Annotated in this window: 10 protein-coding genes; 1 reads left to right on the top strand and 9 read right to left on the bottom strand. The window is 72.5% G+C overall.

Annotated features, from left to right (window positions below):
- The first annotated feature begins 154 nt into the window (after nt 1–154).
- Complete coding sequence (locus PV789_RS05040; protein ID WP_274976349.1) at nt 155–2809, top strand: S8 family serine peptidase; 2655 nt, start codon at nt 155–157, stop codon at nt 2807–2809.
- A gap of 168 nt (nt 2810–2977) precedes the next feature.
- Here PV789_RS05040 and smc read toward each other — a convergent pair whose 3' ends face one another.
- The 9 genes from smc to rsmD form a co-directional block, all read right to left on the bottom strand.
- On the bottom strand, nt 2978–6523 hold the full coding sequence (gene smc, locus PV789_RS05035; protein ID WP_274976348.1) for a chromosome segregation protein SMC: 3546 nt from the start codon (nt 6521–6523) through the stop codon (nt 2978–2980).
- 368 nt (nt 6524–6891) lie between these two features.
- On the bottom strand, nt 6892–7083 hold the full coding sequence (locus PV789_RS05030; protein ID WP_019608670.1) for a hypothetical protein: 192 nt from the start codon (nt 7081–7083) through the stop codon (nt 6892–6894).
- 356 nt (nt 7084–7439) lie between these two features.
- Nucleotides 7440–7727, bottom strand: coding sequence for an acylphosphatase (locus PV789_RS05025; protein ID WP_274976347.1), 288 nt, complete (start codon nt 7725–7727; stop codon nt 7440–7442).
- Nucleotides 7728–7786: 59 nt separating this feature from the next.
- Nucleotides 7787–8641: a bifunctional DNA-formamidopyrimidine glycosylase/DNA-(apurinic or apyrimidinic site) lyase gene (mutM, locus tag PV789_RS05020; RefSeq protein WP_274976346.1), complete on the bottom strand. Its 855-nt coding sequence runs from the start codon at nt 8639–8641 to the stop codon at nt 7787–7789.
- A 7-nt stretch (nt 8642–8648) separates the two neighbouring features.
- Entirely contained in the window at nt 8649–9407 is a 759-nt protein-coding gene (rnc, locus tag PV789_RS05015; RefSeq protein WP_274976345.1) for a ribonuclease III, read from the bottom strand.
- Between the two features lie 545 nt (nt 9408–9952).
- The gene (gene rpmF, locus PV789_RS05010) at nt 9953–10129 is read right to left on the bottom strand and encodes a 50S ribosomal protein L32 (RefSeq protein WP_013151268.1); all 177 of its coding nucleotides are present in this window, start codon (nt 10127–10129) and stop codon (nt 9953–9955) included.
- Between the two features lie 137 nt (nt 10130–10266).
- On the bottom strand, nt 10267–10848 hold the full coding sequence (locus PV789_RS05005; protein ID WP_274976344.1) for a YceD family protein: 582 nt from the start codon (nt 10846–10848) through the stop codon (nt 10267–10269).
- Nucleotides 10849–11051: 203 nt separating this feature from the next.
- Nucleotides 11052–11546, bottom strand: coding sequence for a pantetheine-phosphate adenylyltransferase (gene coaD / locus PV789_RS05000; protein WP_274976343.1), 495 nt, complete (start codon nt 11544–11546; stop codon nt 11052–11054).
- A gap of 350 nt (nt 11547–11896) precedes the next feature.
- A complete protein-coding gene (gene rsmD / locus PV789_RS04995) occupies nt 11897–12478 on the bottom strand; it encodes a 16S rRNA (guanine(966)-N(2))-methyltransferase RsmD (RefSeq protein ID WP_274976342.1) in 582 nt (193 codons plus the stop codon).
- Nucleotides 12479–12560: the final 82 nt, after the last annotated feature.

Below are 12560 nucleotides of genomic sequence, written 5' to 3'. Positions count from 1 at the left end.
GGCGCACGGCAATGATCTCGTTGCTATGCGCGCCGATTAACCGATGACGGACATTAAGCGGCGTATCCCCCTGAGCACCACAGTCGTACCCAGTGGGGTACCCCCGCTCCCCCGGTGTCCTGAGGCGCGCACCGAGAAGGGATGTGTTGAAAAGGTGGTACCCCACCGCACGCGCCTGGCGTCGCTCGCCGGGTTGACACTCGTCGCGGGCCTGGTCGCGGCCGCACCGGCCAGCGCCGACGACGCCTCCGAGCTCGCCCCCCTGCACCCCGCCCCCTCCGCCGAGAACGGCGAACTGACCCACCAGGCGGACGGCCTGTGGTTCATCGAACTGGAGAGCCCCCCGACCACCGCCGGCACCTCCTCGGCACAGGTCGAGAACGAGCACGAGGCGTTCCGCGCCGAGGCCGAGGAGACGGGCCTGGAGTACACCGAACGGCACTCGTTCGGCGACCTCTGGAACGGCTTCTCCGTGGAGATGGACGACGCACAGGTGGGCACGGCACGGGAGATCCCCGGTGTCAGCGCCATCTACCCCGTCGTCACCTACGAGGTCCCCGAGGGCGACGCCGACGTCCCCGACCTGGACACCGCGCTGCCGATGACCGGGGCCGACATCGCCCAGAACGAACTCGGCCTCACCGGCGAGGGACTGCGCGTGGCCGTCATGGACACCGGAGTCGACTACACCCATCCCGACCTGGGCGGCGGCGGCTTCCCGAACGACCGGGTGGTCACCGGGTACGACTTCGTCGGAGACGACTTCAACGCGGGCGACCCCACCACCGTGCCCGCCCCCGACGACGACCCCCAGGACTGCCACGGCCACGGCACCCACGTGGCCGGGATCGTCGGCGCCCGGGGCGAGGTCACCGGTGTGGCGCCCGGCGTGGACTTCGGCGCCTACAAGGTGTTCGGCTGCGGGGGCTCCACCACCTCCGACATCATGATCGCCGCCATGGAGCGGGCCCTGGCCGACGACATGGACGTGCTCAACATGAGCATCGGCTCGGCGCACTCCTGGCCGCAGTACCCCACCGCGGTCGCCTCCGACAACCTCGTCGACGAGGGCATGGTCGTGGTCGCCTCCATCGGCAACGAGGGCGACACCGGCCTGTACTCCGCGGGTGCCCCCGGCCTGGGCGAGGACGTGATCGGCGTCGCCTCCTACGACAACACCCACATCCGGTCCGCGTCGGCGACCGCCAACCCCAGCGGCGAGACCCTGGCCTACATGGAGATGGGCGAGGCGTCCCCGCCGCCCACCTCGGGCGAGACCGACGAACTCGTCCACGTCGGACGGGGCTGCCCGTCCCTGGGCGACGAGCTGGAGGCCGACCCCGAGGGCAGAACAGCCCTGATGGTGCGCGGCGCGTGCACCTTCGCCGAGAAGTACGACGCGGCCCTGGCCGCGGGCGCCACCGGCGTGGTGATGTACAACAACGTCCCCGGCATGTTCGCGGGCAGCGGCATCGTCGACCAGGGCGCGTTCTCCATCGGGATCTCCGACACCTCCGGTGCCCACCTGCTGGAACTCCTGGAGGGCGACGAGCCCGTCACCCTGTCCTGGACCGGTGAGAGCACCACCATCCCCAACCCGACCGGCGGGCTGATCAGCTCCTTCAGCTCCTTCGGCCTGTCCCCCGACCTGGCCCTGAAGCCGGACATCGGCGCGCCCGGCGGCCTGATCAACTCCACCTACCCCATGGCCAAGGGCGGCTACGCCACCATCAGCGGCACCTCGATGTCCTCGCCGCACGTGGCGGGCGGCGTCGCGCTGCTGCTGGAGGCCCGCCCCGACCTCGGCGCGCACGAGGTGCGCGACGTCCTCCAGAACAGCGCCGACCCCAAGGCCTGGTGGGGCGACCCCGACGCGGGCTACACCGACAACGTCCACCGTCAGGGCGCGGGCATGATGGACGTGCCCGGCGCCGTGCTGGCCACCACCGCCGTGACCCCGGGCAAGCTGTCCCTGGGCGCCACCGAGGGCGAGGTGACCGAGACGATCACCATCGCCAACGACGGTGACGAGGAGGCCACCTACACCCTGGACCACGAGAGCGCCCTGGGCACCCACGGCAACACCTTCACCCCCGGTTACAACGACGCCTCCGCCCAGGTGGCCTTCGACCGGGACGAGGTGACCGTCGCCCCGGGCGGAACGGCCGAGGTGCAGGTGACCTTCGCCCCGCCCGCCCAGGACTTCGCGCAGATGATCTACGGCGGCTACGTCTCCGTGGCCGAGACCGGCGGCGAGACCTACCGCGTCCCCTACGCCGCCTACAACGGCGACTACCAGCAGATCGAGGCGATGACCCCGATCACCGACGGCAGCGGCAACGTGCTCGAACTGCCGTGGCTGACCAAGATCACCGAGTGCGGCGCGTTCTCCGGCCTGGAGTGCGTGGGCGAGGGCGGCGGCACGTTCGAGAACCAGCCCGACGGAGCCGCCTACACCCTGGAGTGGGTCGACGGGCTGCCCGACGTCCCGTACGTCATCGCGCACTTCGACCACCACGTCACGCTGCTGGAGATGACCGTCGTCGACGAGCGCACCGGGCGCCCCGTGCACCCGGACCGCAACGTCGGGGTGTCGGTGGACCACGTGAACCGCAGCGCGACCGGGACGTCGTTCTTCAGCTACGCGTGGGACGGCACGGTCCTGGACCGCCACGACCGGATCACCCCGGTCCGGGACGGCCGGTACCGTCTGGAGGCCCGCGCGCTCAAGGCGCTCGGCGACCCGGACAACCCCGACCACTGGGAGACCTGGACCTCCCCGGTCATCACCATCGACCGCGGAGAGTAGTACCCCCGAGGACCTCCGCTCCGCTTCGGTCCGTGTTCGGGCGCCCTTCGATGCGGGAACCCCGCGGGCGCCCGGACCGACCCCCATCGGCTGGGGCCGAAGCGAAGCGGAGGCCCGAAGAGGGCACGGGGCCGCTCTCCCCTCCGGGAGGGCGGCCCCGGCCGTGCGTCAGGCGGGGCGCTCCAGCTTCTGGCTGATCACCTGGGAGATGCCGTCACCCTGCATCGTCACGCCGTACAGCGCGTCGGCCGCCTCCATGGTGCGCTTCTGGTGGGTGATCACGATCAGCTGCGAGGCGGCCCGCAGCTCCTCGAAGATCACCAGCAGGCGCTGGAGGTTGGTGTCGTCCAGGGCCGCCTCGACCTCGTCCATCACGTAGAACGGGGACGGCCGGGCCTTGAAGATCGCGGCCAGGAAGGCCACCGCGGTCAGGGAGCGCTCGCCGCCGGAGAGCAGCGACAGGCGCTTGACCTTCTTGCCGGGCGGACGGGCCTCCACCTCCACGCCGGTGGTCAGCATGTCCTCGGGCGAGGTGAGCAGCAGCCGTCCCTCGCCCCCGGGGAAGAGCCGCCCGAAGATCGCCGCGAACTCCCGCTCCACGTCCAGGTAGGCGGAGGAGAACACCTCCTGCACCCGGGCGTCGACCTCCTGGACGATGTCCATCAGGTCCCGGCGGGTCTTCTTGAGGTCCTCCAGCTGGGCGTTGAGGAAGGCGTGCCGCTCCTCCAGCGCCGCGAACTCCTCCAGCGCGAGCGGGTTGATCTTGCCCAGCTGGTTGAGCTGGCGCTCGGCGGCCTTGGCCCGCTTGGCCTGCACCTCGCGCACGTACGGCAGCGGGACCGCGTCCTCCTCGGCGTCGCCCGGAGGGGGCACGGGCACGTTCGGCCCGTACTCGGCGACGAGTGTGGGCACGTCCACGCCCATCTCCTCGCTCGCCCTGACCTCCAGCTGCTCCAGGCGCAGGCGGCGCTCGGCCCGGGCCACCTCGCCGCTGTGCGCCGAGCTGGTCAGCTTCTCCAGGTCGACGGACAGCTCGCGGACGCGGGCGCGCACGGTCCGCAGCTCGGCGTCGCGCGCCTCCTTGTCCGCCTCGGCGGCGGTGCGCTCGGCCTCGGCCGCGGCCAGGGACACCGCGATCCGCTCCAGGGCCAGGCGGGCGCCCTCGGCGGCGGCCTCGGCGATGGTGGCCTGCGCGGCGCGGGTGCGACGGCGCTCGGCGGCGCGCTCCATGGCGCGGCGCTCCTCGAAGGCCTGGGCGCGCAGCTGCTCGGCGCGGCCCTCGATCGAGCGGGCGCGCTCCTCGGCGGTGCGCACCGACAGGCGGCGCTCCATCTCCGTGGCGCGGGCCCGCGAGGCCTGGGCGGCGAGCTCGTCACGGGTCTCGGGGTCCGGCGCGTCCTCCTCGATGGAGGCGGCCACCTCCTCGGCCTCGGCCAGCTCCTCCTCCAGCCGCTCCAGCTTGGCGGCCTCCTCGCCGCGCGCGGCGGCGGCCTTGGCGGCGGCGGCCGCGTACCGCTCGGACTCGGCCTCGGCGGAACGGGCCTGCCCGCCCAGCTTGCCCAGCCGCTGCGCGGACTCGTTGCGCCTGCGGTCGCCCTGGCGGCGGCGCGCGGTCAGCTCCTCGACCTCGGCGGCCAGGTCGGCGCGCTCGCGCCTGCGCTCCTCCAGTTCGGCGGCTATCCGCCCGGCGGCCTCGGTGGCCGTCTCCAGCCTCCCGGCCGCCTCGTCCACGGCCGCCTGGACCTCCAGCAGGCTCGGCGCGGCGGCCGAACCGCCGTGCACCAGCGCGGCGGAGAACACGTCCCCCTCGGGGGTGACGGCGCGCACGCCGGGGGCCTTGCGGACCAGGTCGCGGGCGGCGCCGGCGTCGGCCGCCAGCGCGGTGCGGTCCAGCAGGGCGGTGACCGCTCCGGCCAGGTGTTCGGGGGCCACCACGGCGTCGAGGGCGTAGCGGACCCCGGAGGGCAGCGCGGGCCACTCCCCCCGGGGCACCGAGGGGACGGCCCGGGCGATGACGATCCCGGCGCGGCCCGCGTCCTCGGACCGGAGCAGGTCGAGCGCGGCCACGGCGGTGTCGGGGTCGCTGACCGCGACCGCTCCGGCGGCCGTGCCGAAGGCCGCGGCCACGGCGGTCTCCTGGCCGGACTCGACCTGGACGAGGGCCGCGAGGCTGCCGAGCATCCCCGGCAGGTCGGCGCCCAGTAGGGTGCCGGCGCCGTCCTTGTGCGCCAGCCCCAGCTCCAGGGCCTCCTTACGGGCGGCGAGCGCGGCCCGCTCCCCCTCGGCGGTGCGCTCGGCGTCGCGCAGCCGGTTGATCCCGGCGTCGGCCTCGGACAGGCGGCGGGCCGCCTCCTCCTGGGCGGCGTCGAGTTCGGCGTCGCCCTCGTCGAGACCGGCGGCCTCCTCGGCGGCCATCTCGTACTCGGTCTGGGCACGCTCCGCGCGTTCGGCGGCCTGACGGGCGGACTCCTCCAGCCGGGTGATCTCGTCCCCGTTCGAGGCGAGTCGGCCGCGCAGGCTCTCCACCCGCGCGGACAGCCGCACGAGGCCCTCCCTGCGCTCGGCGGAGGCGCGGTTGGCGGCCTCCAGCCGCTTCTCCTCGCGGTGCAGGGCGTCCTCGGCGGCGGAGCGCTCGGTGACGGTGGCCTCCAGGGCCTCGCGGGCCTCCTCCAGCCGGGTGAGCAGCTCCTCCTCCTGGGCGGCGGCCTCCTCGGCCTCCATCTCCAGTTCCTCGGGGTCGCGGCGGTGGACGGGCTCGTCGGAGACGGAGGCCAGGTTGCGGTGGCGCTCGTTGGCCAGGCCGCGCACGGCGTCCAGGCGCTCGGTCAGGCGCGACAGCGCGTGGTAGGTCTCCAGGGCGCGGGCCAGGGCGGGCGCGGCCTCGGCTGCCTGCGCCTCCAGCTCGGTCTCGCGCTCCTGGGTCTGGGCGAGGGCGGCCTCGGCGGCACCGCGGCGGGCGAGGACCTCCTTCTCGTCCGCCTCCTCCTTGGCCAGCTGACCGGTGAGCGTGACGATGTCGTCGGCGAGCAGGCGCAGGCGGGCGTCGCGCAGGTCGGCCTGGATGACGGCGGCCCTGCGGGCCAGCTCCGCCTGGCGGCCCAGGGGCTTGAGCTGGCGGCGCAGCTCCGCGGTGAGGTCGGTGACCCGGTCCAGGTTGCCCTGCATCGCGTTGAGCTTGCGGATCGCCTTCTCTTTGCGCTTGCGGTGCTTGAGGATGCCCGCGGCCTCCTCGATGAGGGCGCGGCGCTCCTCGGGACCGGCGTGCAGGACGGTGTCCAGCTGCCCCTGGCCGACGATGACGTGCATCTCACGGCCGATGCCGGAGTCGCTGAGCAGGTCCTGGATGTCCAGGAGGCGGCAGGTGTCGCCGTTGATGGCGTACTCCGAGCCGCCGTTGCGGAACATGGTCCGCCGGATGGTGACCTCGGTGTAGTCGATGGGCAGCGCACCGTCGGTGTTGTCGATGGTGAGGCTGACCTCGGCGCGGCCCAGCGCCTGGCGGGTGGAGGTGCCCGCGAAGATGACGTCCTCCATCTTGCCGCCGCGCAGGGACTTGGCCCCCTGCTCCCCCATCACCCAGGACAGGGCGTCCACCACGTTGGACTTGCCCGAGCCGTTGGGACCGACCACACAGGTGATCCCGGGCTCGAAACGCAAGGTGGTGGCCGACGCGAACGACTTGAAGCCGCGCAGCGTCAGATTCTTCAGGTACACCCACACCTCCCACGACGGTCACCGTTGATACACAGCGCGACCACCTAAGGGTGCCACGAAGCGGTGACCGGAGGGCGGGGTTCTGGCTGGTGTCCCCGAGCGCCCGGCCTCGGAACCCGCGCCCGGGCGGAAAGGAGGGGGATGTCCGGCGGACACGGAGGGTTGCGGAAGGGTCCGCCGGGTACAACGGTAAAAAGAGCCGCAAGGGAAAGGAAAGTCTGCGGCGAAGCGGACTGAGGACAGCGGACCCGGTCCGTCGACGGTCCCGGCCAGGGACGCCTGACTCGTGTGTTCGGCGTCCCCGTCAGTGGGTCGACCACATCGGAAAGAGCAGCTCTGGCTGCGCCCGAAACGTCGACGGCGTCAGGTCAGGCGAGCGCCGGCTCGCGGTCGGTCGCGCCGGAGGCGGCATCGGTGACGGCCATGCTGAGCTGGTCGTTCTGTGCCTGGAGACGGCTGATCTCGTCCTCGAGGTCGCGTACCCGGTTCTGGAGCCGCCGCACCTCCGAGACCATCCGAGGGTCGGAGACGCCGACGTGGCCAAACAGAGCCTTCGCCATGATGTGGGTCCTCCACACTGAGTGACCAGTGATGATCCGCGCACGTGATGTCCCGTGGAAAGCCGACCGATGGTGGTCCGGCCCGGGTGGAAGATCTGCGCGATGTGTCTTCCAGAGTCTCACTGTGCGCGCCGCTGGTCAAGATTGGATTACGACAGTCCGTAACGGCCACGCCCCGGACAGGTATCCCGGGCAGGTGGCAGCGCACGATCCGAACACGGCTACCCCGGGTCCGGCCCGAACGCGCGGACCGGCCGCACGATGGTCGCCTCACACCCCGCGAGACCCTGCCGCGAGCCCCTGGGGACCGCCGCGGTCGCGCGGTGTGCTCGAATCGCGTTACCCCACAAGCATACTCACCGTTCGTCGAATCCGGTGAACGTCCCCCCAGACGAGGACCAACGTTCGACCACGGAGTCCACACGACCGGGTGTTGCACCGCCCCGGAGATGGCCAAGAAGCCGCTCGCACGCGTCCCCGGAGCCCTCCGCGACCACCTCGACGCGGCCGTCCCGGAGGTTCGTCGCCGCCCCGACCAGGCCCAGTTCCAGGGCCTTGGACCGCGTCCACCAGCGGAAACCCACGCCCTGCACGTGCCCGCGTACCCACGCGGTCACCCGGACGGCCTCGACCTCGTCCCCCACGGACCGACTCCTTACTTACCTGGCAGACATACTTTGCTTGCCGACACGCCAAAGGGGCCTTATTTCCGGCCGCCGGGCGCCCTCTGGCAGGTCGGACAGCTGTAGGAGGAGCGGTTCATGAACGCCTCGCGCACGATCAGGGAGCCGCACCGCCCGCACGGGCGGTCGCGGCGGCCGTAGGCGTTGAGCCCGCGCTCGAAGTAGCCGCTCTCACCGTTGACGTTGACGTAGAGGCCGTCGAAGGTGGTGCCGCCCACCTCCAGTGCCTCGTTCATCACCTGTCCCACGTGACCCAGCAGCTCCACCGCCTCGGCGTCGGACAGCCCCCGCGTGGAGCGCGCCCAGTGCAGCCGGGACCGCCACAGCGCCTCGTCGGCGTAGATGTTGCCCACCCCGCTGATCAGCGACTGGTCCAGCAGGGCCCGCTTGACCTCGGTGCGCCGGGCCCGCAGCGCCCGCACGAAGTCCTCGGCGACGAAGTCGGGGTCCAGCGGGTCCAGGGCGATGTGGTCCACCGACGAGGGCACGTCCTCGCGCGCCCCGGGCACGTCCACCATCAGGTGGCCGAAGGTGCGCTGGTCGACGAAGCGCAGCTCGGTGCCGTCCGACAGGGGCAGGCGCACCCGCAGGTGCCTCTCGTCGGGCTTGCCCTCGGGCTGGACCAGCATCTGCCCGCTCATGCCCAGGTGGGTGAGGAGCATCTCGCCGCTGTCCAGGACGAGCCACAGGTACTTGCCGCGGCGCCGCGCGGCGGTGGGCACGCGGCCCGACAGGCGGGCGGCGAAGTCGGCGGGACCGGGCAGGTAGCGGCGCACCGCGCGGGGGTGCAGGACCTCGACGGCGCCGACGGTGCGGCCCAGGGCGTGTTCGGCCAGGCCTCGCCGGACGACCTCGACCTCGGGGAGTTCCGGCACGGCCGCCTCACCCCTGCCCGTCGCCGGGGACGGCACCGGCCGCGCCCGCCGTGTCGGCGGCGGCCTCGGAGCGGGCCTTGATGGCCTTCCACGCGGACTCGGCGGCCTGCTGCTCGGCCTCCTTCTTGCTGCGCCCCTCGCCCAGACCGTAGCTCTCCCCCGCGACGCGGACCGTCGCGCGGAAGGTCTTCTGGTGGTCGGGCCCGCTCTCGTCCACGTGGTACTCGGGGACGCCCAGCATCTCGGCCGCGGTCAGCTCCTGGAGGGAGGTCTTCCAGTCCAGGCCCGCGCCCAGCCCGGAGGCGGTGGCGATGAGCGGGTCGAAGAGGCGGTGCACGAACTCCGAGGCCACGTCCAGGCCGCGGTCCAGGTAGACGGCGCCGATGACGGCCTCCAGGGTGTCGGCGAGGATGGAGGACTTGTCGCGGCCCCCGGTCCCCTCCTCACCGCGGCCGAGCCGGATGTAGGCGCCGACGCCCAGCCCCCGGGCGACGTCGGCGAGGGCGCGCATGTTGACCACGGCGGCGCGCAGCTTGGCCAGCTGCCCCTCGGGCAGGTCGGGGTGCTTGCGGAAGAGGGTGTCGGTGACCACCAGGCCGAGCACGGAGTCCCCGAGGAACTCCAGGCGCTCGTTGGTGGGCAGGCCGCCCTTCTCGTAGGCGTAGGAGCGGTGGGTCAGCGCCCTGAGCAGGATCTTCGGATCGACTTCGACCCCGATGGCCTGGTGGAACGCCTTGGCTTCGGAGACGGGGAGTTGGTTGGCCACTCGTTCACTTCCCTGTTCGTACGCGCCGGGCTGCGGCGCGCGGACGGCTGGAGTCGGGTGCGGCCCCCGCGGCTCCGTCAGGGTGCTCGAAAACGAGGTGACCGTCGCGGGAGGCTCCGCTCCCCCGGCAACCACCACGAACTCGGGAACCCGGGAGAGCCCGGACCGCCGTGCGGCGCGCGCACGCTCCCGCGCGCCGGTGCTCGTCGTGTATCACGCTTTGTTCCTTGGGATCACTCTACAAACCCGCGTACGGCGGCGCTCAAGGAGTACGAGGGCAGGGGGCCGAATCCGCGCGGACACCGCCCGCACCGGCGCGGGCACCCGCCGCGCACGCGGGGCGGCACGGGCACGGGCACGTGACTCAGCACGTGCGCGGGCACGGACGCTCCGCCCGTCGACCGGTGACAGCACTTCGGGGCGGACCCCTGTGCGGGATCCGCCCCGAGATGGCTGGGGAACCGGGTGCGAGGACCCGGGACCCGTCATCCGCCGGACGCGTTCGGCTGCGGTGCGCAGGACCAACGATGTGATCCACGGCGCGCCTAGGCCGGGTTGGTGACCTGGCGGTTGTTGTAGGTGCCGCAGGTCGGGCACGCGATGTGGGGCTGCTTGGGGTCGCGGCAGCGCGGGCAGTTGACCAGCACGGGGCGCGACGCCTTCCACTGGGAACGGCGGGTCCGGGTGTTGCTCCGCGACATCTTCCGCTTCGGGACGGCCACTTCAATCCTCCTGGGTCACCCCCGCGCGGTCGCGGGAGGTCGCTTCTCTCGGTCACCCCGCGCACTGTGGCGGGGAAGGTGTGCCCCGGTCGGCGGGGGCTCGCCCGGGGGCGGCCGTCCGCGATCGGTGCACGAGCTCATCGTTCGCCGGGGTCGTCCGCGATGTCGCGGAGCGCCTCCCAGCGCGGATCGATGTTGTCGCCGTGGCCGTGGTCGGGCCCGGCCTCGGCGAGTTTGGCACCGCACTCGGAGCACAGGCCGGGGCAGTCCGGACCGCACAACGGTGTGAGCGGGAGCGCGAGCACGACGGCGTCTCGGACCACTGGTCCGAGGTCGAGGAGATCGCCCTCCAGATAGTAGTCCTCATCCTCGTCGTCCGCGTCCTCGTCCGTTCCCGCCACCGCGTCGTCGTCGGCGGAGTAGCGGTACAGCTCCTGGAATCCGGCCTCGACGCCGTCCGAGATCGGGTCCAGGCAGCGCGAGCACTCCGCGGTGAGCTGACCGCGGACGGTGCCGGTGACGAGGACTCCCTCCATCACCGCCTCCAGGCGCAGGTCCAGCTCGACCTCGCTGCCCTCGGGCACGGCCGCCATCGCCGTGGCGAACGCCTCGGGGACGGTGACGATGCGGTTGACGGTCCGCATCGACCCCGGCTGGCGGCCCAGCTGGCGGGTGTCGACCACGAACGGGTCACGAGGATCTAGGCGAGACAGGGTCATCGGGCTTTCATGAGGATTGCGGGCGCAGCACCGGCACGTGCGGGAGGCGTAGCGTGCGACGGGCGCGGCCGGTGTCGGGGCACGCCGAGAACCGACGGTACCCATGGTCAAACCGAGATTCTACCCAGCATGTACCCTGCCGCCCAAATCAGCCCCGGCCCGGTGGCGGGACGGGCGGCGGGGCCGAACCCCCGGGGCCCGGTTCAGAGGCCCTCGGACCTTCTTTGCGCGTACTTCTCGCGCAGGCGCTCCTGGACGTAGGGGGTGACCAGGCTGGAGACGTCCCCGCGGTGCTGGGCGATCTCGCGCACGAGGCTGGAGGACAGGAAGGAGTACTGCGGGTTCGCCGTCATGAACACCGTCTCCACGCCGGAGAGCTGGTAGTTCATCTGGGCGATCTGGAGCTCGTAGTCGAAGTCGCTGACCGAGCGCAGGCTGCGGACGATGGTCTCGATGCCGTTCTCCCGGCAGAAGTCGACGAGGAGGCCGTCGAACTCGCTGACCCGGACGTTGTCGAACTCGGCGGTGCCCTCCCGGAGCATGTCGAGCTTCTCCGGGACCGTGAACAGGCCGCGCTTGTTGACGTTGTTGAGCACGGCGGCGACGACCTCGTCGTACTGTTTGGCCGCCCGGCCGATGATGTCGATATGACCGTAGGTCACCGGGTCGAAGGAACCCGGGCAGACGACACGGCGCACGGTGGATCGCCCCTTTCAGCAACGAACGACGTTCGGGTACCGCGATGGTAGGGCTTGGCCCCCGCGCGGATTCGGGCAACACCCGTTTAGCGGACGTCTCCGTCCGTGGTCGGGACGTGTGCGCTCTTTACGCGCACCGCCTGCCATGACGTCCGAAGCGGGCCTCCCCTCCCGAACCGGCGGCCTCCTCCTGGCCGTGTTCTAACCCCGTTCCCCGCCGTCGCCGGGGAGGCGCGCCGGGGCCGGGGACGAGGCGCGCGGGGTGGGCGACGGGCACGGAAGTACCGCGCCGCAGGCGTCAGGTGAGGGTGGTGGCGGGCGACGGGCACGGAAGTACCGCGCCGCAGGCGTCAGGTGAGGGTGGTGGCGGGCGACGGGTGGGCGTACCAGAGGACCGCCTCCCCGTACCCCCGGCTGCGGTCGCGCTCCAGGCCCTCGGGCCAGGAGGGTTCGGCACCGCGCTTGGAGCGTTCGACGACGACCACGGCGTCCTCGGCCAGCCAGCCGCGGCCGACCAGGTCGGCCAGCACCCCGGCGACCTCGGCGTCGGTGACGGCGTAGGGCGGGTCGGCGACGACGAGGTCGTAGGGGTCGCCGGTGTTGTCCGCGCCGACCACCCGCTCCACGCGGTCGGCGACCAGTCGCGCCCCGGGGAGCCCGAGCGTCTGGATGTTGCCCCGCAGCACCTGGGCCGCCCGGCGGTCGGCCTCCACCAGCAGCGCGTGCGCGGCGCCCCGGGACAGCGCCTCCAGACCGATGGCCCCCGAGCCCGCGTACAGGTCCATCACCCGGACGCCGTCGAGGGAGCCGAGGTCGGACTGGACGGAGGAGAACAGCGCCTCGCGGGCCCGGTCGCTGGTGGGGCGGGTGTTACGGCCCTCGGGGACGGAGATGCGCCGTCCACCGGCCGTACCGGCGATGATGCGGGTCATGCCCCCACGGTAGCGGCCGGGGTGCGCGGGCGCCCCGGTACGCGGGCAGCACGAGACTGGCGGCCCGGGGACCCCCCGCTTT

It is taken from the genome of Nocardiopsis camelliae, assembly GCF_028993595.1.
In the GTDB taxonomy this organism is placed as follows: Bacteria; Actinomycetota; Actinomycetes; order Streptosporangiales; family Streptosporangiaceae; genus Nocardiopsis; species Nocardiopsis dassonvillei.
Note: the sequence above shows the minus strand (reverse complement) of the source record. Positions and strands in the feature narration are given on the sequence as shown.